General features: G+C 75.6%; 18 protein-coding genes. 7 read left to right on the top strand and 11 right to left on the bottom strand.

Annotation, left to right across the window (positions count from 1 at the left end):
* Positions 1–81 precede the first annotated feature (81 nt).
* From lon to G339_RS0113180, 5 genes are all read right to left on the bottom strand, one after another.
* Positions 82–2,478 (bottom strand): endopeptidase La, encoded by a 2,397-nt coding sequence (gene lon, locus G339_RS0113200; RefSeq protein WP_019631559.1) that lies wholly within the window; start codon positions 2,476–2,478, stop codon positions 82–84.
* Positions 2,479–2,727: 249 nt separating this feature from the next.
* Positions 2,728–3,939 carry an SAM-dependent methyltransferase gene (locus G339_RS36640; RefSeq protein ID WP_019631558.1) on the bottom strand — a complete coding sequence of 404 codons (1,212 nt, stop codon included), beginning with the start codon at positions 3,937–3,939 and terminating at the stop codon, positions 2,728–2,730.
* Positions 3,936–4,532: a cysteine hydrolase family protein gene (locus tag G339_RS0113190; RefSeq protein WP_026341404.1), complete on the bottom strand. Its 597-nt coding sequence runs from the start codon at positions 4,530–4,532 to the stop codon at positions 3,936–3,938. Before G339_RS0113190 ends, G339_RS36640 begins: the two co-directional genes overlap by 4 nt.
* A 3-nt stretch (positions 4,533–4,535) precedes the next feature.
* Positions 4,536–5,600, bottom strand: a complete 1,065-nt coding sequence (locus tag G339_RS0113185; RefSeq protein WP_019631556.1) for an isocitrate/isopropylmalate family dehydrogenase — start codon at positions 5,598–5,600, stop codon at positions 4,536–4,538.
* 51 nt (positions 5,601–5,651) lie between these two features.
* A complete protein-coding gene (locus G339_RS0113180) occupies positions 5,652–6,179 on the bottom strand; it encodes an EF-hand domain-containing protein (protein ID WP_026341403.1) in 528 nt (175 codons plus the stop codon).
* A 273-nt stretch (positions 6,180–6,452) separates the two neighbouring features.
* Between G339_RS0113180 and G339_RS0113175 the strand changes: the two genes are divergently transcribed.
* On the top strand, positions 6,453–7,106 hold the full coding sequence (locus tag G339_RS0113175) for a GNAT family N-acetyltransferase (RefSeq protein WP_019631554.1): 654 nt from the start codon (positions 6,453–6,455) through the stop codon (positions 7,104–7,106).
* A gap of 40 nt (positions 7,107–7,146) precedes the next feature.
* On the opposite strand, the gene G339_RS0113170 is transcribed toward G339_RS0113175, so the two are convergent.
* The gene (locus tag G339_RS0113170) at positions 7,147–7,539 is read right to left on the bottom strand and encodes a DUF2267 domain-containing protein (protein ID WP_019631553.1); all 393 of its coding nucleotides are present in this window, start codon (positions 7,537–7,539) and stop codon (positions 7,147–7,149) included.
* Positions 7,540–7,559: 20 nt separating this feature from the next.
* Entirely contained in the window at positions 7,560–7,736 is a 177-nt protein-coding gene (locus tag G339_RS39400; RefSeq protein ID WP_019631552.1) for a hypothetical protein, read from the bottom strand.
* Between the two features lie 119 nt (positions 7,737–7,855).
* On the opposite strand from G339_RS39400, the gene gad reads away from it, so the two are divergent.
* Positions 7,856–9,229: a glutamate decarboxylase gene (gad, locus tag G339_RS0113160; protein ID WP_019631551.1), complete on the top strand. Its 1,374-nt coding sequence runs from the start codon at positions 7,856–7,858 to the stop codon at positions 9,227–9,229.
* Between the two features lie 967 nt (positions 9,230–10,196).
* Here gad and G339_RS0113155 read toward each other — a convergent pair.
* The 3 genes from G339_RS0113155 to G339_RS0113145 form a co-directional block, all read right to left on the bottom strand.
* The gene (locus tag G339_RS0113155; RefSeq protein WP_019631550.1) at positions 10,197–10,550 is read right to left on the bottom strand and encodes a DUF3817 domain-containing protein; all 354 of its coding nucleotides are present in this window, start codon (positions 10,548–10,550) and stop codon (positions 10,197–10,199) included.
* A 62-nt stretch (positions 10,551–10,612) separates the two neighbouring features.
* A complete protein-coding gene (locus G339_RS33535; protein ID WP_033323039.1) occupies positions 10,613–10,969 on the bottom strand; it encodes a hypothetical protein in 357 nt (118 codons plus the stop codon).
* 88 nt (positions 10,970–11,057) lie between these two features.
* Entirely contained in the window at positions 11,058–12,281 is a 1,224-nt protein-coding gene (locus G339_RS0113145) for a citrate/2-methylcitrate synthase (protein WP_019631548.1), read from the bottom strand.
* A gap of 70 nt (positions 12,282–12,351) precedes the next feature.
* Here G339_RS0113145 and G339_RS0113140 point away from each other — a divergent pair, with 70 nt between their 5' ends.
* The 5 genes from G339_RS0113140 to G339_RS0113120 are packed head-to-tail and all read left to right on the top strand — an operon-like array spanning position 12,352 to position 19,418.
* Entirely contained in the window at positions 12,352–13,569 is a 1,218-nt protein-coding gene (locus tag G339_RS0113140; protein WP_019631547.1) for a LeuA family protein, read from the top strand.
* 38 nt (positions 13,570–13,607) lie between these two features.
* Complete coding sequence (locus G339_RS0113135) at positions 13,608–14,939, top strand: SWIM zinc finger family protein (RefSeq protein WP_033322882.1); 1,332 nt, start codon at positions 13,608–13,610, stop codon at positions 14,937–14,939.
* The gene (locus G339_RS0113130; RefSeq protein WP_019631545.1) at positions 14,936–17,485 is read left to right on the top strand and encodes a DUF6493 family protein; all 2,550 of its coding nucleotides are present in this window, start codon (positions 14,936–14,938) and stop codon (positions 17,483–17,485) included. Before G339_RS0113135 ends, G339_RS0113130 begins: the two co-directional genes overlap by 4 nt.
* Before the next feature lie 51 nt (positions 17,486–17,536).
* Positions 17,537–18,784: an MFS transporter gene (locus tag G339_RS0113125; protein ID WP_019631544.1), complete on the top strand. Its 1,248-nt coding sequence runs from the start codon at positions 17,537–17,539 to the stop codon at positions 18,782–18,784.
* A gap of 4 nt (positions 18,785–18,788) precedes the next feature.
* Complete coding sequence (locus G339_RS0113120; RefSeq protein ID WP_019631543.1) at positions 18,789–19,418, top strand: TetR/AcrR family transcriptional regulator; 630 nt, start codon at positions 18,789–18,791, stop codon at positions 19,416–19,418.
* On the opposite strand, the gene G339_RS0113115 is transcribed toward G339_RS0113120, so the two are convergent.
* Complete coding sequence (locus tag G339_RS0113115) at positions 19,403–20,308, bottom strand: oxidoreductase (protein ID WP_019631542.1); 906 nt, start codon at positions 20,306–20,308, stop codon at positions 19,403–19,405. The genes G339_RS0113120 and G339_RS0113115 overlap by 16 nt on opposite strands.
* Positions 20,309–20,330 lie beyond the last annotated feature (22 nt).

The following is a 20,330-nucleotide window of genomic DNA, read 5'->3' as shown; positions in this document are numbered from 1 at the left end:
CCGCGTTGTGCCCCGGAGAGCACGGTCCATGTGGCCGGATGAGGCCACGGCCCCGCCGGGAATCCGGCGGGGCCGCGGGTCTCAGGCCGCGACGGCGGTCGTCGCGGGCTCGAGGGCCAGTTCCAGCACCTCGCGCACGTCGCCGACCGTGAAGACCGTCATCTTCTCCAGCACCTCGGCCGGGACGTCCTCCAGGTCCGGCTCGTTGCGCTTGGGCACGATGGCGGTGGTGATGCCGAGCCGGGAGGCCGCCAGCAGCTTCTGCTTGAGCCCGCCGATCGGCAGCACCCGCCCGGTCAGGGACACCTCGCCGGTCATCGCGACGTCCGCGCGGACCGGGCGGCCCGACAGCAGCGACGCCAGCGCCGTCGTCATCGTGATGCCCGCGCTCGGCCCGTCCTTGGGGATCGCGCCCGCCGGGACGTGGACGTGGACGCCCCGGTCCTTCAGGTCGCCGACCGGCAGCTCCAGCTCCGCGCCGCGCGACCGCAGGTAGCTCAGCGCGATCTGCGCCGACTCCTTCATGACGTCGCCGAGCTGGCCGGTGAGCGTCACGCCCGACCCGCCGGTCTCGGGGTCGGCCAGCGACGCCTCGATGTAGAGGACGTCGCCGCCCGCGCCCGTCACGGCCAGGCCCGTCGCGACGCCGGGCACGGCGGTGCGGCGCTCGTCGCGGGACAGCTCGGCCTCCGGCGTGAACCGGGGACGGCCGAGGTAGTCGCGCAGGTCGGCGGCGTCCACCGTGACGGGCAGCGCCGCCTTCTCCAGCGCGACGTTCGCGGCGACCTTGCGCAGCACCCGCGCGACGGCCCGGTCCAGCGACCGGACGCCCGCCTCCCGCGTGTACTCCGCCGCCAGCAGCCGCAGCGCCGCGTCGGTGACCGTGACCTCCGCCGCGCCGAGGCCGGACTTCTCCAGCTCGCGGGGCAGCAGGTGGTCGCGGGCGATCGTGACCTTCTCGTCCTCGGTGTAGCCGTCCAGCTCGACGAGTTCCATGCGGTCCAGCAGCGGGCCGGGGATCTGCTCCACGACGTTCGCCGTCGCGATGAACAGCACGTCGCTCAGGTCCAGCTCGACCTCCAGGTAGTGGTCCCGGAAGGTGTGGTTCTGCTCGGGGTCCAGGACCTCCAGCAGCGCCGCCGTCGGGTCGCCCCGGTAGTCCGCGCCGACCTTGTCGACCTCGTCCAGCAGTACGACGGGGTTCATCGAGCCCGCCTCGCGGATCGCGCGGACGATCCGGCCCGGCAGCGCGCCGACGTACGTCCGCCGGTGGCCGCGGATCTCCGCCTCGTCGCGGACGCCGCCGAGCGCGACCCGCACGAACTCGCGGCCCATCGCGCGCGCCACCGACTCCCCGAGCGAGGTCTTGCCGACCCCGGGCGGGCCGGTCAGCGCCAGCACCGCGCCGCTGCGCCGCCCGCCGACGACGCCGAGGCCCCGGTCGGCGCGGCGCTTGCGCACCGCCAGGTACTCCACGATCCGCTCCTTGACGTCCTCCAGGCCGGTGTGGTCGGCGTCCAGGACGGCGCGGGCGCCCGCGATGTCGTAGGCGTCCTCGGTGCGCTCGTTCCACGGCAGGTCCAGCACCGTGTCCAGCCAGGTGCGGATCCAGCCGCCCTCGGGCGAGGCGTCCGAGGACCGCTCCAGCTTGTCCACTTCCTTCAGCGCGGCCTCGCGGACCTTCTCCGGCAGGTTCGCGGCCTCGATGCGGGCGCGGTAGTCGTCCTCCTCGTCCGCCGGGTCGCCGTTCAGCTCGGCCAGCTCCTTGCGGATGGCCTCCTGCTGCTGGCGCAGCAGGAACTCGCGCTGGGTCTTCTCCATGCCCTCCTGGACGTCCTTGCGGATCGTCTCGGCGACGTCCAGCTCCGCGAGGTGGTCGCGGACCCAGCCGACGACGCGCGTCAGGCGCTCGTCGGTGTCGGGCGTCTCCAGCAGCTCGATCTTCTGCTCGTCGGTGAGGTAGGGGGCGTATCCGGCGTTGTCGGCCAGCAGCGACGGGTCCTCGATCTTCTGGACGACGTCCACGACCTGCCACGCGCCGCGCTTCTGCAGCACCGCGCCGACCAGGCCCTTGTACTCCTTGGCCAGCTCGCGGGTGCGCCCGGTCGGCGGCGGGACGGGGATCTCGGTCCCCTCCACCCACAGCGCCGCGCCGGGGCCCGCCGTCCCGGTGCCGATCCGCACCCGGGACACGCCGCGCACGACCGCGCCGGGCTCGCCGCCCGGCAGCCGCCCCTCCTGCTCGACGACGCCCAGCGTCCCCACCGCCGAGTACTGGCCGCCGTGGCGCGGGACGAGCAGCACGCGCGGCTTGGCCGCGGACCGGATGCCCGGCCCCGGCGTCCGCTCGACGGCCCGCGCGGCCTCGATGGCCGCGCGCACCTCGGGCGCGTCGGACAGGTCGAGGGGGACGACCATGCCCGGCAGAACGGCCCCGTCGTCCAGGGGCAGCACCGGCAGCGTCAGGGTCTCGCTCATGCTCAAGCTCCGTTCCGTTGTCCGAGCGGCCCGGGGGTCCGCTCCGGATGACCCGACCCCGCAGGGTTGAGCCATACACACTCAAGAAAACGGAGCTGAGTTTTGTTTCCTCCCCGCGTTCGCTCTCAGCGATCACTCGCCGGAGCACGCGGGTCTTCGGGACAACGCCGCCCGGAGCCACATCCATCCGGGCTGCGGGACGGGTCAGCCGGTGCCGCCCGTCACGTGGACGGGGAGGCGCGGGGGCGGTCAGGGGGCGGGTTTCTCGGCGAAGGTCCAGCGGTTGGCGGCCAGGGCGTCGTCGGGTTCGGGGAGGGGGCCCCGGCCGTGGCGGCGGGTGAAGTCGAAGGGGGTGCGGACGGTCGTCGTCCAGCCCCGGGCCGTCAGATCCGCGGCGGAGTCGGGGCGGGGTTCGGCGTCGAAGAGGGCCAGCAGGTCCACGCCGACGCGTTCCCGGGCGGCCGTGTAGACGGGGTTGGCGCGGATCTTCCCGGACTCGAAGCCGACCTTCGCCTCGTAGGCCAGGGCGCTGCCGGGGGCGCTCAGGTCGTCCACGGCGGCGATCAGGCGGCGTTCGGCGGCGCGGGACAGGTAGAGCAGCAGGCCCTCGGCGAGCCAGGCGGTCGGCGCGGCCGGGTCGAAGCCCGCGGCGAGCAGCGGTCGCGCCCAGTCGTCGGCCAGGTCGACGGCGACGGGGCGGCGGACGGCGTCCGGCCCATCGTCGTCATGGCGGGCGACGTTCGGGACGGCCCGGTCGTCGCCACGGCTAACGGCGTTCGCGGCGATCCGGTCGTCGCCACGGCGGGCGACGTTCGGGACAGCCCGGTCGTCGCCACGGCGGACGGCGTTCGCGGCGGTCCGGCCGTCGCCACGGCGGGCGGCCTTGGGGGTGGCCCGATCGTCGGCCCGGTGTGCGGGGTTCGGCGTGGGGGCGATGCTGTCGAGGACTCGGTGCTTGAAGGTCAGGACGGCGGGGCGGTCGAGTTCGTAGACGGCCGTGCCGGGCGGCCAGGCCAGGCGCAGCGCCCGCGTGTCCAGGCCCGCGCCGAGCAGCGCGATCTGCCGGACGCCCGCCGCCGCGCGGTCCAGGAGGAAGTCGTCGAACGCCCGGGTGCGCAGGGCGAAGTAGCGGCCCAGCCTGCCCCACAGCGGGTCGGCGTCGCCGCCCGGGACGTCCGCCGGGCGGACCGGCCATGTCGCCGACGCCGCCGCCGCGCGCACGAAGTGCTCGGCGTACGGGTCGCGGGCGAGGGCGTCGGCGCGGTGCGTCTCGATCGCGCGCGCGGCGGCGACCAGCAGCGCCGTCCGGCCGACGCCGGCCTCGACACCCGCCTCAACACGGGCCTCGACACGGGCCTCCGCACCCGCCTCGACACGGGCCTCGACGCCGGTTTCGGCATCGTCCTCGGAACCGATCTCAACGCGGGCCTCGACATGAGTGGGCCGTGCCGCCGTCGTCACGCGTCCTCCCCGGGCGCCCAGTCGTCCGGGCGGTCGTGGGTCGTCAGGTGCGCGCCGTAGACGCGCGCCATGAAGCGCAGGATGTCGGCGTCCGCGAAGTGCAGCGCGGCCGTGCAGTCGGTCAGCACCGTGATGTGGAAGCCCTTCTGGAACGCGGTCCGGGCGGTGGAGTCCACGCAGACGTCGGTGAAGAGGCCCGCGAACACCAGCCGGTCCGCGCCGGTCCGGACGAGATGGTCCTCGAACCCGGGGCTCAGGAACGCGTCGAAACACGCCCGCTTGGTGAAGACCCCTTCCCCGGGCTGCGGCGCGACGCCTGTGAACTCGGCGCCCGCCGACCCCTCCAGGCATTTCGGCCGCTTGCCCAGCAGCCGGTCCCGCCGCCGCCAGCTCCGCCCCTGATGCTCGGGATCGCCGGTGAAGCGGACGAAGGCCACGTCCACGCCCCGCTCGCGCGCCAGCTCGACGGCGCGCGCGGTACCGGCCGCGACCTCCCGCAACCGCTCGGGAGAGCCGGGGTACCGCGCCGCGGCGACCGGCCCGGCGCAGAAGTCGTTCTGCAGGTCCACGACGACGAGCGCCACGGTTCCCACCGGTCAGGACCCCGCCGCCGCGACGGGCCGCGGTTCCAGCGCGTCGACCAGGGCGTCCGCCACGGCGGTGGTCGAGTGCTCGCCGCCGAGGTCCGGCGTGCGAATCCCCCGCCGACCCAGCTCGGCCAGCCCGCGCTCCACCGTCCCGATCGCCCCGGCGCACCCCGCGTGCCGTTCGGCGATCATCGCGGCCGCGCGGATCGTCGCGACGGGATTGACGACGTCCTTGCCCGCGAGGTCGTCGGCCGACCCGTGGACCGTCTGGTACTCGGCGAGCCCGGCGGCGTCCGGGTGCAGGTAGACGTTCTCGGTGCAGCGGTTCTCCTGCCGTTCGGAGCCGAACCGGTCGAGCAGCACCACGTGCATGATGTCGGCCCACTCGTTCCCCGCGATGACGACCGTGCGCGGCCGCGCGCCCCGCTCGATCAGGTTGCGGTTCACGGTGTCCGGCTGGCACAGGCGGAGATCGACGCCGTGCCGTTCGGCGCATTCCGCGACCCATGCGTCCAGCGCGCCGTCGAGCAGGTGGAACTTGTACGCCATGAGGATCTCGTCGATGCGCCCGTCCGGCCATTCCCGGCGCGCGCGGTCCAGCGCGAAGTCGACGACCTTCGCGGTGACCTCCCGGCTGAACGCCATCGTGCGGACGAGCGCGCCCGGGACATGGGTGTTCTCGCCCGTGTAGAAGCCCTGCGCGGCGTCGCGCACCAGCAGCAGCGACACTTCGCCGTCCGAGACGACGTCGAATTTCACCGCCTGCAGCCGCCGCCGCACGAGATAGAGCGACTGCGCGTTGATCGCCGTGCGGAACACGGCCGTCGTGCCGCGCGCGGCGAGCGTCCGGCAGAATTCGGTGTAATGGTCCGCGTCGTCGCGCGTGATCTCGCGGACCCGTTCGATTCCGACGCCCGTGTCGAGCGACGCGTAGGAGTGGTACACCCTGTCCGACCGGAGGACGCCGACGTCGACCGAGAAGACGTCGGCGATTCCGGCCAGCACGCGTTCGAAGACGGCCGCGAGTTCGGGACCGGTGCCCCGGCCGACGGCGAGGCCGATGACTGGTTTCATCCGTGCTCCTGGGTCGGGGCGGGGCGGGGGGCGCCGGAACCGTGCGGGGGGTCAGACGCGGGACGGCACCAGGCGGTCGCCCGCGATCCCCGTCTTGTCCGGGCGGTAGTAGTCCTTGATGCCCGAGATCCAGACGGGGGCCTCGATCCGGTCGTCGACCGGCCCGAAGGCGTCGAACAGCGCGTCGACGTTGGCCGGCTCGAAGCCGATCGCCGCCATGAGGGCGGCGAACCGCTCGCGCTCGACCAGGCCGTCGCCGTCCGGGTCGCCGAGGGCGGCGAGCGCCTCGGCGAAGCCGGTCAGCGCGTCGCCGAACCGCTCGGGGGCCAGCACGCAGGCGCTGAACTCCTCGAAGGTGATCCGGCCGTCGCCGTCGGCGTCGAGTTCGGCGGCGAGCACCGTCCAGTAATTCCGGAAAGCGGAAGTCATTGCCGCTTTGTCCGCCTCGCCGGAATCCACGGCCGCCGCCGCCACGCGGTCCGCCATGAGGTCGAAGTCCTCGGGTTCGAGGCTTCCACTGCCGTCTGCGTCGAACAGGGTGAAGATGAGCCTCACCCGATCAAGGGCGGCCTGCTCCATGAATGCACCTCTCCGTTGACCGTGATTTGACGCGGAGACGGGATTCGCGACCCCGACTTGCCGTCACTATAACCAGCTCTTGGCATAAGCGCCAGGCGACCGCCGGACCAGGAAAACCGCAAAACCCACCATTACCAACAAACCGGGCAAAACAATGAAAGACCCATGAATTACGGCCACATCCACCCGACAAAAGCCGTCGGCCATCCGAAAATCCGGTGGACGTCCCGGCGATGCGACCCGACGATGGAAACTCCGAGAGGAGACCGCAGGATGCACCTCGTCCACTTCCCGCCCTCCGGGCTGCGGCTGCGCACGCCCCGCCTCGAACTCCGGCTCCCCGACCCCGGCGAACTCGACGCGCTCGCGGAACTCGCCGCCGAGGGCGTCCACGCGCCGGACGAGATGCCGTTCCTCGTCCCCTGGACGGACGCGCCCCCGGCCGAACGCGCGCGCAGCGCCGTCACCCACCACTGGCGGACGCTCGGCTCGTGGACGCCCGACCAGTGGACGCTGCCGTTCACCGTCTTCCTCGACGGCACGGTCGTCGGCGTGCAGAGCATCAGCGGGTTCGACTTCGCGGTCACCCGCGAGGCGGGCACCGGTTCCTGGCTCGGCCTCCGCCACCAGGGGAAGGGCATCGGCACCGAGATGCGCGCCGCCGTCCTGGAGCTGGCGTTCACAGGCCTGGCCGCCGAGACGGCCGCGAGCACCGCGTTCGCCGACAACGCCGCATCCCTGGCCGTGTCGCGCAGGCTCGGCTACCGGCCGAACGGCACCGCGCGCGTCCGGTCGGGCGACACGGCGCGCGTCGAGCAGCGCCTGGTCCTCGACCGCGCCGCCTGGGAGCGCCACCGGACGACGCCCGTCCTGATCGACGGCCTGGCGCCCTGCCTGCCGCTGTTCGGCCTGGACCCGGCGCGGTGACGGGCCGCGCGGGGGCGGCCCGTCGCGCGGTCCGGACGGGTCAGTCGCTGAGCCCGTTGAGCCCGAACAGCGACGCGTAGCCGGACGGGAGCTGGCTCAGCACCCGGTTCAGCTCCCCGCCCGTGATGGTCACGGCGACGGTGCTGAGGACGGCGCTGGCGTCCCACTCCGCCGTCGTGCGGGTCGAGTCGGTGCGCTCGGCGACGCGGCGGCAGAACTCCTCGACGCCGAACGACTCCGGCAGATCAGGGTCGTTCGCCAGCAGCACGTCGTCCAGCGGCTCGGGGAGCTGCGCGGCGAGGTGGGCGGCGCCCTCGGGCGTCATCCGGCTGCGCAGCGTCTCCAGCACCGTGGTCGCGACGGTCTCGGCCTCCGCGCGGTCGGCGTACTCGCCGTTCTCCCGCACGGTCGCGATGAACTGGCCGTACTTCATGGTTCGTCCCCCTCCCCCGGTCAGGAGCCGGTGAGGTCGTCCGTGCTCAGGTTCTTCTCGGCCATCTTGTCCTGGAGTTCGGCGCCGACCGCGGGCCGCGTGTCGGGCTCGGACCGGCCCTGGGCGGCGGCGCGGACGCGGCGCGGGGCCGGGTCCGTCTCGTCGGTCTTCGGGCGTTTCTCCTCGGGAACGGTCATGGTCTCCCCCCTTTTCGTCCCCCGTCCCGCTACCCGGTGGCGGACGGGGCCGAACACGCGCGTGAGGTCCCCGCCGCCGGGGAAAACGATCAAGGAAACCGGATCGTGAGGAGGCGCGAATGGCGCTGCACAGGGTGAGGCCGGGCCGTCCCGGACGCTACGAGGACGTGTTCACCGCGCCGCTGAGCCAGCAGGCGCTGCCGAAGTACCGGATGCCGGACGCCCCGAGCGCCCCGGACGTCGTCTACGACCTGCTCCACGAGGAGCTGCTGCTGGACGGCAACTCGGTGCAGAACCTCGCGACGTTCTGCACGACGTGGAACAGCGACGAGGTCAAGCGGATCATGGCCGAGACGCTCGACAAGAACATGATCGACAAGGACGAGTACCCGCAGACCGCCGAGATCGAGAACCGCTGCGTCAACATCATCGCGGACCTGTGGAGATCCCCCGCCGAGCACGAGCCGATGGGCTGCTCCACCACCGGGTCGAGCGAGGCGGCGATGCTCGGCGGCCTCGCGCTGAAATGGCGCTGGCGCCAGGCGCGGGAGGCCGCCGGGAAGCCCGCCGACAGGCCGAACCTGGTGTGCGGGCCGGTGCAGATCTGCTGGAAGAAGTTCGCGCGGTACTTCGACGTCGAACTGCGCGAGGTGCCGCTGGAGCCGGGCGCGACGGGCCTGCGCCCGCACCAGCTCGCCCACTACGTCGACGAGAACACGATCGGCGTCGTCGCGATCCTCGGCGTGACGTTCACCTGCGACTACGAGCCCGTCGCCGAGATCGCCAAGGCGCTGGACGCGATCCAGGCCAACACCGGCCACGACGTCCCGATCCACGTGGACGCGGCCAGCGGCGGGTTCGTCGCGCCGTTCACCGACCCGGACCTGGTGTGGGACTTCCGGCTCGACCGCGTCGCGTCGATCAACGCGTCCGGGCACAAGTACGGGCTCGCGCCGCTCGGCGTCGGCTGGGTCGTGTGGCGGACGGCCGACGCCCTGCCGAAGGACCTGATCTTCTACGTGAACTACCTCGGCGGGAACATGCCGACGTTCGCGCTGAACTTCTCCCGGCCCGGCGGCGAGGTCATCGCGCAGTACTACCAGTTCCTGCGGCTCGGCCGCGACGGGTACCGGCGCGTCCAGGAGGCGTGCATGGACACCGCGCAGTATCTGGCCGGGCAGATCTCCGGACTCGGGCCGTTCGAGCTGCTGTACGACGGGAGCACCGCGCTGCCCGCCGTCTGCTACACGCTGCGCGGCGACGCCGGTTTCACGCTGTACGACCTCACCGAGCAGTTGCGGACGCGCGGCTGGCAGGTGCCGTCGTATCCGCTGCCGCCCGCGCGGGACCAGACGGTCGTGCAGCGCGTCCTGGTCCGGCACGGCGCGGGGCGCGACGAGATGGCGCTGCTCGTGGACGACGTCAAGCGCGCCCTGCGCCGGCTCGGCGGCCACAGCACGTGCGCGCCGCACCAGCCGGGTTTCCACCACTGACCGAACGATTTCCCCCGGGGGCGGCGCGGGCCGCGCCCGGGGGTTTTTCGTGCCCCGACGCCGACGTCCCGCGCGACCCGCCCGGCCACCCGCGTCCCACGAACTTCTTCCTTGACCTGGGTTTACGCCCGGCAGGGCCGCGGGTACCTTCCGCATTGAATTCGTGACGCTGGGTGACGGCGAAACTCACAGGTCGGTCAAGACCCGTTCGTCGTATCCCACCGGAGAAAGGGGGTTTCGATGCCGTTTCTCACACCGCTCCGCGCGCCGGTCCGCACGCCGTCCGCGCGGCGCGGGCGCGGCGTCGCCCGCTCCGCAGGCGTCTCCGTTCCGGGTCCGCGAGCGCCCGGTCCCGTCCCGACGGCCGAGGACGTCCCCGGCGACCCGTCCCGCACCGCGCACCGGTCCGTGTGCCGTCCGGTGCCCGCGGCGGCGACCGCCACCGGGCGCACACCTCGGGTCCTCGGCCGTCTCGGACCACGGACCGCCGGCGGCGACCCCGAACGGCACCGGACCGGCCCGTCGCCGCGTGTGCGCGGAGCGGCGGCGGGCCGCCTCGAACGTTTCCGTCCAGCACCGGCCCGCCCAGCACCGGCCCGCCCAGCACGGGACTCTCAACCACGGGCCTGCCGACCACGGGCTTGTCGACCACGGGCTTGTCGACCACGGGGTTCCGGCGCCGCGCGCCTCCGCGGCACCGTGACCCGCCGGGCCGGCGGCGCACCGCCGCCGGCCCGGCCGCCCGCCGCCGGGCGGCGCCGCCGCCCGGAACCCGTCCCGATCCCGCCCGGCGCGTCGCGCGCCCGGCCCGCGAGGAGGTGAGGCCACCGGCAGATCATCCGGCGTCGGCCGGGTTCCGGTTCCACGTCCCGACCCCCGTCCCGGAACCCCGGTCACAGTGCGCAGAACACTGCCCACCCGTCCCGGGCGGCGCCACGCCGCCCGGGACGGGCCTGTTCTCGGGGCGTCAGGAGTTGGCGGGGGCCGCCGGGGCGGCCGCGTCGTCGGCGGCGGCGCGCCCGGCCAGTTCGGCGCGGGCCTCGCGGACGATCTTGTGCTCGATGAAGAACGCCAGGAACGGGATCAGCCCGGCGGTGACCATCAGCACCATCTTCGGCATCGGCCACTCCGCGCGCCGCCACAGGTCGTACGCCATGACCAGGTAGACGATGTAGAGCACGCCGTGGATCGGCGAGATGATCCCGGACGGCGTGGCGTTCCCGCCGATGTAGCGGATCGGCATGGCCACGAAGACCAGGACCAGCAGCATGACGCCGACGGCGAGGGCGAGGGCGCGGTAACGCGTGACGGCCGCTTCCACAGTTCACACCTTTCTCGACGCGCCGGGAAGCGCGGACGTACGGAGGGCCCGGGGGCCGGGCGTCAGCGCCCGCCGGTCTCGGAGTTGAGCCGGGCCAGGTAGCGGTTGTACGCGGCGAGCGAGGGGTCTTCCTCCTCCTGCTGCCGGATGATCTGGCGCGTGATCTTGGCCTCGGCGGGCTCCTCGATCGGCGTCGCGGACGGCGGCTGCACGCCGCTGCGCTCGTCGCGGATCATCTTCACCCACATCACGACCACGAAGATCGAGAAGACGGGCCACTCGAACACGTACGCCCAGCTCCGGTCGTTGCCCGCCTGGGCGCGGTCGAGCTGCCACCAGCCGAAGACCAGGAAGGACAGGCAGAGGACGATCGCGATCGCGTGGAGCCCGAGCCAACCGGGGGTGAGGAACCTGCGCACGTCACCGAGCGTACCCCCGTGGTCCGCGAGCCCGCGCCCACCCCCGCCCGACCGCGCGCCGTCCGCGCGCCGCCCGTGAACGCCCTGCTCAGCCGCCCGTGCCGGGCTCCGGGCCGGGCTCCGGGCCGACATAGCGGGCGCGGGGCCGCAGGGGCGTCCGGGCGGCGTACTCCTCCAGCGCGTGGGCGAGCCACCCGGCCGTCCGCGCGACGGCGAAGACGGCCTGGCCCGCGCCGGGCGTGAACCCGGCGACCGCGCCGAGGACGGCGAGCGCGAGGTCGACGTTGGCGGCGGGCAGCTTGAGCCGCCGGGCCTCCGCGAGGACGGCGTCGGCGGCGAGCAGCCGCGCGTCGCCCGGCGCGGCCGCGCGGACGAGGTCGAGCAGGCACGCGCCGCGCGCGTCGCCGTCGCGGTAGACCGCGTGCCCGAACCCCGGGACGCGCTCGCCCGCCCGGAGCCGCGCGGCGAGCGCGGGCGCGGCGCGGCCGGGGTCGCCGCCGACCTCGGCGAGCAGCCGTTCCGCCGCGTAGGACGCGCCGCCGTGCAGCGGCCCGCCGAGCACGCCGAGCCCCGCGGCGACGACGGCGTACGGGTCGGCGCGGACGGACGCGGCGGTGCGCGCGGCCAGCGTGGACGCGGCGAGTTCGTGGTCCGCGAGCAGGACGAGCGCGGCGTTCAGCGCGGGCAGCAGGCCGCGTTCGTCGGGCTCGGGGCACAGCCGCCCCCACAGCCGTCCGGCGATGCCGGGCCCGGCGGGCGGCCCGAGCGGCGGCAGCGCCTCGACCATCCCGGCGATGAGCGCCCGGCCCGCGCCGGTGACGGCGTCCGCGTCGAGGCGGAAGCGCAGCGGGTCCGCGACGCCGAGCGCGACGGCGGCGAGCTGGAGGCGGTCGAGGGGCAGCGCGCCGGGCGGGAGCGCGGCCGCGGCGGCGTCCCGCGCGGCGCCGGGCGCCGCCCAGTCGGGTCCGGGGTCGAACGCGCCGGTCCACAGGAACGCGGCGACCTCCTCGAACGTCCGCTCGACGGCGAGGTCCACGGCGCTGCGGCCCCGGTAGTAGTGCCGGTCCGGGCCGAGCGCGGTGAGCGCCGTGTCGATGACCAGTTCGCTCGGCGCGGGCGGGCGGCGCGGCCTGCCGCGCCGGGCGAGCTCGGCGACCTGCTCGGCGTCGAAGAGGCTGCGCCGCCCGTCCGCCGCCGCGCGCCGCCGCAGCACGCCGCGGCTGACGTACGAGTACAGCGTGGCGGGTTTCACACCGAGCCGTTCGGCGGCCTCGGCGGCCTCGATCCACCGCTCCGACCGGGGTTCCGGCATCGGCGGCCCTCCTTGATGTTGATTTTCGTCAATATTGATGCGACTGGATGGAGTGTGTCAACTTGAGGCCATGCCACAGATCCATTTCCTCGACGTGACCAACCGCGACGGCGTCCAGACGGCCCGCACCGGGCTGTCGAAGTTCGGCAAGACGATGGTGAACGCCTACCTGGGCAGGCTCGGCGTCGCCCAGTCCGAGATCGGGTTCCCGTTCCTGTTCCACGAGGTCCCCTACGTCCGCGCGCAGGTGGCGCTGGCGGCGGCCGGGGCGTTCGGCGGGCTGCGGCTCTCGGGGTGGTGCCGGGGCGTCGCGGCGGACGTCGAGCGGGCCGCGCCGCTCGGGCTCGCGCACTACAACCTGTCCATCTCGACGTCCGACTACATGATCGCCAACAAGTTCCGGGGGCGGCTCGACCGCGCCGCCGTGATCAGGGAGATGACGGCCGCCGTGCGGGCGGCCAAGGACGCGGGCGCGGAGACCGTGGGGGTGAACGCCGAGGACGGGTCGCGGACCGACGCGGGGTTCCTCGCGGAGTTCGCGGTCGCGGCGCGGGAGGCGGGCGCGGACCGCGTCCGCTACTGCGACACGATCGGCGGCGAGACGCCCGGCCGCATCGGGGAGCGGTTCGCGGAACTCGCGGCGGCGACCGGGATGACGGTCGAGACCCACTGCCACAACGACCTCGGGATGGCCGTCGCGAACTCGGTGTCGGGCGCGCTCGGGGCGCTCGCGGCCGGGCAGGACGCGTGGATCAACACGTGCGTCAACGGCGTCGGGGAGCGCGCGGGCAACGCCGACCTGCTGTCGTGCGTGCTGGCGTTCCGGCACGGCTACGGGCTGGACGCCGAGATCGGCGACGACCTGGACCTGTCGTGGGCGCGGCGGTTCGCGCTCTGGGCGTCCTACGCGTTCGGGCAGCCGCTCCCCTACAACCAGGTCGGGACGGGGATCAACGCGTTCGCGCACGAGTCCGGCATCCACGCGGACGGCGCGCTGAAGGACCACGGCAACTACGAGCTGTACGACGAGGCCGCGCTCGGCCCGTTCCCCGACGACCTGCACGCGGCGCGCGGCCGCGTCGTGCTGACGGGCGAGTACGGCGGGAAGGCCGGGTTCCGGCACGTCATGGACGCGCTCGGCGTCGAGCCCGCCGACCCGGACCTGGCGTTCTCGCTCGTCCAGCTCTGCAACGCGATGACGGGCCGGCCGCTGACCGACGACGAGCTGCGGTTCATCGCCCGCTATCCGGCCGAACTGTCGCTGATGTTCCCCGGGATGACCGCGTGACGGGATGAATGTCGGGCGCGCCGTCTACGGTGTCCGGCATGTCGATCACGGCCCCGGTCCAGGGGTATTCGTACGCGGGTCCGTCGGGGATGGCGGACGGGCGGCTCGGGCTCGCGACGTCCGGCGGGCGGACGCGGGCGGGGACGGCCGCGCGGCCGCACTTCTTCAGCGGCGTCGTGACGCGGCCCGCGCCCGCGGCGGCGGCGCTGCTCGGCGTCGCGGAGGTCGCCCGGACGCGGTACCACCGGCCCGGCGGCGCGTCCCGCGATCCGGTGATCACCTGCAACGGGGACCGGCTGCGGCTGGAGTCGTTCTCCGGCTGCGGCGGCGTCCACGCGCGGCTCGACCTGCTGCCCGCCGCGCTGGACGGCGACGTCCACGACCTCGGCACGACCAACATCGACGTCAACGCGCCGCTGCGGGAGGCGCTGGCCCGCGTCGGCGGCGACGACCCGCTGCACCTGGCGGTCGGCGGCGCCGAGGTCGTCGTCACCACGGGCGACGGCGCGACCGTCGAGCGGAAGGTGCCGCTGCCCGAGCGGTGGCTGCGCGGGTTCGCCGAGGTGCAGGTGATCACGGCGGGGTTCGATCCGCGCGCGGAGCTGCGCGGCCCGGACGCGGTGCGGTTCCTGCGGTCGCTGCGGACGGGCGGTTCGCTGTGGTTCGTCCCGGCGGGCCGGACGCTGCGCCCGGCCGCGCAGCCGCAGCCGGGCGCGGTCCATCTGGCCGGGCCGGAGCGGCTGCGCACGATGCTGCCGCTGCTGCGGTTCGCGACGGCGCTGCGCGTCTACGGGCCGCCCGCGCCGGACGGCCCGGTCGCGAGCGTCTGGGAGCTGGAGTTGCCGGGGATGCGGTACGTCCTGTCGGTGTCCCCGGCGACGCACCGGGGCTTCTCCGGCGAGGGCGCGGTGCTCGCCGCGCTCGCCGGGGCCGACGCCGACCGCGCCGCCGACGACGCCGAACTGGTCGGCGGCCTGCTGTCCTTCGAGCCCCGGATCGACCCCGTCGGCCTCGCCGACCGGTCCGGCCTCCCGGTCGACCGCGTCCGCGCGGCGCTGGCGTGCCTCGGCGCGGCGGGCCGCGTCGGGTTCGACGCCGCCGAGGCCGCCTGCTTCCACCGCGAACTGCCCTACGACGCGGCGCGGGTGACGGAGCTGAACCCGCGCCTGCGCGCCGCGCGGGACCTCGCCGCCGAGGTCCGGTTCGACGCGGACGGGTCGGCGGCCGTCCCCGGCACGGGCCGCGACCACCGCGTCGCGGCGGGCGGCGCGTCCTGCACATGCGAGTGGTGGGCGAGATACCGGGGCGGGCGGGGGCCGTGCCGCCACATCCTCGCCGCCGCGCTCGCCGGACGGGAGGAGACCCGATGACCGCCTGGGACGAGACGCGCGCCGCGATCATCAAGGGCGACGCCGAACGCGTCGTCGCGCTCGTCGCCAAGCTCGGCGACGACGACCGCCGCGAGGTCGCCCGCGCCCTGCCCGGCCTGCTGAAGAAGGCGAAGGCCGTCCGCGGCGAGTGGCTGCCGTGGCACCGCGACGCCGCCCGCGCCGACGCGCTGCTGCTGGCCGGGGTCGGCTGCCTGCCCGGCGCGTCCGCCGCCGCGACGTGGCTGTGCCGGGGCGACCTCTCCGACGCGGGCATGTCCGAGCGCGAGTACGCGCGGCTGGTCGTCGCGGCGACCGAGCACCGGTCCGCCGCGTGGCGGGCGGACGTCGCGGCGCGCGTCGCCGGGCGGCTGCGCTGGCGCGACGACCAGATGACGATGCTCGCCCGCTGGCGGACGGCCGCCGAACTGACCCTCGCCGCCGGTGCCGCGCCGCCGGACGGCGACGGGTTCGTCCACGGCTGGCTGATCACCTCGACGCGCCCGTCCACCGACCCGTTCCTCCCCGCGCTCCTCCCCCGCCTGTTCGAGGTGGACGAGGCCGGGCTGCACCTGACCTGGGACGAGGGCCGCACGACGCGCCGCTGGGTCGGGCTCGCGGACTGCGAGCAGGAGTCGTGGATCGACGTCCTCACCGCGCGGGCGAGGACGGGCGAGATCGAACGCGCGGCGCTGCTCGACGGCTGCCTCGGCCGGTTCCTGCGCGGCGGCCGCCCCGGCGAGCTGCGGTGGTTCCTGCGGCTGCACGACGCGCTCGACCCGTCCGACGCGGAGGTCGCGGCGCGGCTGCGCGACTACCTGCGGCTGCTGCCCGCCGCGCACGGCACGGTGGCGGCGCGGGCGTTCGCGGCGGTCCGCGCGCTGGACGCGGCGGGCGGGCTGGACGCGGCCGGGTTCGGCGAGGCGGCGGACGCGCTGCTGTTCCGGCCGGAGAAGACGCTCGTCAAGTCGGCGCTGGGCTGGCTGAACTCCACGGCGCGCCGCCGGGCGGACGGGACGCTGCGCGCGGTCACGGCCGCGTTCCTCTCCGAGGCGCTGGACGTCCAGGAGAAGGCGGCGGCGTGCGCGGTGCGGCACGCGGCGCACGCGTCCGACGACGTCCGCGCGCACGTCAGGGAGGCCGCCGCCGCGCTGCCCGGGGCGCTGCGGGAGCGGGTCGCGGCGGCGTACGGGCCGGTCGAGGCGCTGCCGCCGGTGCCGTTCCCGGAACTGTCCGCGTACGTCCCGAAGCGAGCGCCCGAGCCGTACGCGTCGGCGGCGGACACCGCGCACGCGGCGATCAACGAGGGCTGGGACCTGGAGGAACGCGTGCTCGCGGACCTCGTCGCGTGGTCCTGGCGGGACCGGGACGCGATGCGCGCCGCCCTCCTCGACGCCGGGTACGCGCCCTACGAGCAGCTTGAGCGGTACGGCTTCGGCGCGTCGTGGACGTTCGCGGCGGTGCTGGCCGTCCTCGGCGACGGTACGCGCACCGGGCACGCCAAAGCGCACGGCGAGTTCCGGCGGCACGAGGCGCCCGGCCCGCGCCGGTTCGCCGCGTGGCGGCTGCGCGAGGTCGCGCATCTCGTCGGCCGGGTGCCGGTGCTGCTGGCGACGCCGACGGAGGCGTCCGGCGCGCTCGACCCGGACGTCCTGCGCGACCGGCTCGCGGCGCTGCGCGCGGCGGGCGCGGAGCCGGGCCGGGCGGACGTCCTCCAGGCCGTGCTGCGGCTGCCGCGCGCCGCCGCCGACCTCGCCGAGTCGCTGCTGCCCGGCGCGGGCGCGTGGTTCGACGCGCCCGTCGTCACCTGCGGGGTGGAGACGCCGTCCAGCGACCTCGACGGGGCCGGCCCCCGAATCCTCGGCCGCGTCGAACTGGCGGCGGACGGCCTCCCCGAGGACCTGGTCCGCGTCGCGGCGCTCCCGCAGCGCCGGTACTGGCCGACCGAGTCCGGCGCGGACGACCTGCGCTCCTGGCCCGCGGTCTTCCCCCACCACCGCGAGGTCGCCGCCGCGCACCTGCTCCCGCACGTCTTCCGGTGGGCGCGGCACGGATGGGACGACCGGAACCTGCTCGGCCCGCTCGCGGCGGCGGACGGGCCGCCCGGCCCGGCCACGGCGGCGGTCCTGGCGTACGGGCTCGGCGCGGCGGCCCCCGCCGACCGCGCGGTCGCCGTGGACGCGCTGCTCGTCCTCGCCGCCCGCGACGCCCTCGACGCGGCGGGCCTCGGCGCGGCCGTCGCCGCGCTCGCCGGGCAGGGCCTGCTCAAGGTCGGCCGCGCGGCCGAGGCCCTCGGCCAGGCCGCCGACGCGGGCGCGCACCGCCAGGTCGCGGACGCCGTCGCCGCCGCGCTGCCCGGCCTGCTGCCGCCGCGCGGGACGCGCGCGCCGCACGGCCTGCCGGACCTGCTCACCCTCGCGTCGCGGATCGCCGAGACCGCCGGGCACCGCGCCGACGTGCCCGCGCTCGCGGAGGTCGCGGGACGCGGCGGCGCGACGCGGCTCGTCCGCGAGGCCGCCCGGCTGCACCGCGCGTTCACCGCCGGATAGCCACCCCTAAGATCCGTATGCCCGTTTCCCCCCGACCAGGCAGGATCTTCCGTGGCCCTTCCCGACGAGCCGCCCGCCGGGGCCGCGCGGCGCCGCGTGCTGGCCGTCCTCACCGGCACGCAGGTGCTCGGCGGCGTCGGCGTCGCGACCGGCGTCGCGATCAGCTCGCTCGCGGCGGCCGCGCTGTCGGGCTCGGACGCCGTCGGCGGCCTGGCGCAGACCAGCGCCGTGACCGGCGCGGCCGCGCTCGCCGTGCCGCTGGCGCGCGCGTCCGCGCGGCGGGGCCGGCGGGCGGCGCTCGTCCTCGGCTACGGGTCCGCCGCCGCCGGAGCGCTCGTCGCGCTCGCGGCGGCGGGCCTGGCGAGCGCGCCGCTGCTGCTGCTCGGGCTGTTCCTCACCGGCGGCGGGACGGCGGGCGGCCTCGCGGCCCGGTACGCCGCCACCGACCTGTCGCCGCCCGGCCGCACCGCCCGCGACCTGTCGGTCGTGGTGTGGGCGACGACGGTCGGGTCGGTCGCGGGGCCGAACCTCGCGCGGCCCGCCGACGACCTGGGCCGGCGGGCGGGCCTCGCCGCGTGGGCGGGACCGTACGCGCTGTCGGCGGCGGCGTTCGCGCTGGCCGCCCTGGGGGTGTTCGCGCTGCTCCGGCCCGACCCGCTGGCGCGGCCGGACGCGGCGCGCGCGAAGCCGCCGCGGTCCGGTGGCGGCTGGGCCGTGCTGCGCGCCCGGCCGCGCGCGCGGGTCGCGGTCGGGGCCGTCGTCGTCAGCCACGCGGTGATGGTCGCGGTGATGACGATGACGCCCGTCCACCTGCGCCACGGGCACGCGACGCTCACGGTCGTCGGCGTCGTCATCAGCCTGCACATCGCGGGCATGTACGCGCTGTCGCCGCTGCCCGGGCGGCTCGCCGACCGGTTCGGGGCCGTCCCGGTGCTGCTCGCCGGGTCCGGGCTGCTGGCCGCCGCGACGGCGCTCGCCGCCGTGTCCGGCCCGCACCGGGTGGGGCGGCTGACGGTCGCGCTCGTCCTGCTCGGCGTCGGCTGGTCGTTCGGGCTGGTCGCCGGGTCGGCGCTGCTCACCGAGGCCGTGCCGCGCGCCGAGCGGCCCGCCGCGCAGGGCCTGTCGGACCTGCTGATGAGCGGCGGCGCGGCCGTCGCGGGCGTGCTCGCCGGGCTCGTCGTCACCGCCCTGTCCTACGGGGCCCTCGCCGCCGGGGCGTGCGCGCTGGTGCTCGCGACGGCCAGGGCGCTGGCCGCCGCCAAACGCCGTCGGGCCGCCGGGGCGGCGAACGTAGAATGACCCGGTGCCGAGAATCAGCGAACGCACCGTGGCCGAGCACCGCGCCCGCCAGTTGCGGACCCTCCTGGACGCGGCCCGCGCCCTGGTGGCCGAGGAGGGCATCGAGGCGCTGTCGCTGGCGTCGCTGGCCCGGCGGGTCGGGCTGTCGCGGCCGAGCCTGTACGAGTACTTCCGCTCCAAGGACGACCTCGTCGCCGCGATCGTCGAGGAGGAGCTGCCGCGCTGGGCGTCGCTGGTCGAGGCCGCGCTGACCGGGCCGCCCGACCTCGTCGGGAAGGTCGAGGCGTACATCCGGGTCCAGCTCGATGTCATGACGGACGGGCGGCACGCCGCCGCCGTCGCGCTCGTCGAGCACGCGCTGGCCGAGCCCGCCCGCGAGCGCATCCGCGACGGGCACGCGCAACTGCTGGGGCCGCTGGTCGCGGCGTTCGCGGCGGCGGGCGCGGCCGAGCCGGAGCTGCGGGCCGCGCTGGTGCAGGGCATCGTGGACGCCGCCGCCGACCTCGCGCAGCGTACGCCCGGCCGGGGGGAGGCGATCATCGCGGCGGCGCTCGCGCAGGCCGTCCACGGCCTCGGCCCGGCCGCCGCCGCCGAGTCCGCGGCCGGTTCCGGCCAGGGTCAGGGCGCCGGGTAGGCCACCCCGGTCAGGTCCCGCGAGACGTCCCAGAGCCGCCGCCCCGTCGCGGGCTTGTCCGCGCCGGGCGGCATGGGCGCGCGGCCGGGCGCGCCGCGCAGTTGCAGCAGGCGCGGCCCGTAGCACGCGCCGCTCCGCACGTCGGCGGCCGTCGCCGCGTACAGCGTCGGGAGCGCGCCGCCCGCCGCCGACTGCCCGATGACGGCGTTGCCGATCCCCGCGAGCCGGTCCATCAGCGCGTTGCCCGCCATGCGCGGGCCCGCCTGCTGGAGATTCGTCGAGGCGTAGCCGGGGTGGGCCGCCGCGCTCAGCACATCGGGGTAGCGGCGGGCGAGTTCCTTGGCGAACACCAGGTTGGCGAACTTGGACTGCGCGTACGCGGTCCACTTGCCGTACCGGCGCTCGCCCTGCAGATCGTCCCAGCGCAGCCGGCCCGCCCACGCGAACCCGCTCGTCACCGTCACGACGCGCGGCGCGGCGGACGCGCGCAGGACCGGCAGCAGCAGGCCGGTCAGCGCGAAGTGGCCGAGGTGGTTGGTGCCGAACTGCATCTCGAACCCGTCGGCGGTGGTGCGGTGCGGGAGCGCCATGACGCCCGCGTTGTTCACCAGCAGGTCCAGCGGACCGGTCCACGCGTCGGCGAACGCGCGGACCGACGCGAGGTCGGCGAGATCGAGCGGCGCGAGGGCCGCGTCCGCGTCGGGGAGCGCCTTGCGGATGCGGTCGAGCGCGGCCGCGCCGCGTTCCGCGCTCCGGCAGGCGAGCACGACGCTCGCGCCGTGCCGGGCCAGTTCCAGCGCGGTCGGGAAGCCGATCCCGCTGTTCGCGCCGGTGACGACCGCGCGCCGTCCGTCCAGCGCGGGGATGTCGTCCGCCGTCCAGCCGCCCATGAATCCTCCGTCGCCGCTCGAT

It is taken from the genome of Actinomadura atramentaria DSM 43919 (assembly GCF_000381885.1).
Lineage (GTDB): Bacteria > Actinomycetota > Actinomycetes > Streptosporangiales > Streptosporangiaceae > Spirillospora > Spirillospora atramentaria.
Note: the sequence above shows the minus strand (reverse complement) of the source record. Positions and strands in the feature narration are given on the sequence as shown.

Bases quoted from the DNA above. Each gene is read 5' to 3' on its own strand.
- lon (WP_019631559.1), bottom strand. From the start codon at position 2,478: ATGAGCGAGACCCTGACGCTGCCGGTGCTGCCCCTGGACGACGGGGCC.
- G339_RS0113185 (WP_019631556.1), bottom strand. From the start codon at position 5,600: ATGAAACCAGTCATCGGCCTCGCCGTCGGCCGGGGCACCGGTCCCGAA.
- G339_RS0113180 (WP_026341403.1), bottom strand. From the start codon at position 6,179: ATGGAGCAGGCCGCCCTTGATCGGGTGAGGCTCATCTTCACCCTGTTC.
- G339_RS0113175 (WP_019631554.1), top strand. From the start codon at position 6,453: ATGCACCTCGTCCACTTCCCGCCCTCCGGGCTGCGGCTGCGCACGCCC.
- G339_RS0113170 (WP_019631553.1), bottom strand. From the start codon at position 7,539: ATGAAGTACGGCCAGTTCATCGCGACCGTGCGGGAGAACGGCGAGTAC.
- G339_RS39400 (WP_019631552.1), bottom strand. From the start codon at position 7,736: ATGACCGTTCCCGAGGAGAAACGCCCGAAGACCGACGAGACGGACCCG.
- gad (WP_019631551.1), top strand. From the start codon at position 7,856: ATGGCGCTGCACAGGGTGAGGCCGGGCCGTCCCGGACGCTACGAGGAC.
- G339_RS0113145 (WP_019631548.1), bottom strand. From the start codon at position 12,281: ATGCCGGAACCCCGGTCGGAGCGGTGGATCGAGGCCGCCGAGGCCGCC.
- G339_RS0113140 (WP_019631547.1), top strand. From the start codon at position 12,352: ATGCCACAGATCCATTTCCTCGACGTGACCAACCGCGACGGCGTCCAG.
- G339_RS0113135 (WP_033322882.1), top strand. From the start codon at position 13,608: ATGTCGATCACGGCCCCGGTCCAGGGGTATTCGTACGCGGGTCCGTCG.
- G339_RS0113130 (WP_019631545.1), top strand. From the start codon at position 14,936: ATGACCGCCTGGGACGAGACGCGCGCCGCGATCATCAAGGGCGACGCC.
- G339_RS0113115 (WP_019631542.1), bottom strand. From the start codon at position 20,308: ATGGGCGGCTGGACGGCGGACGACATCCCCGCGCTGGACGGACGGCGC.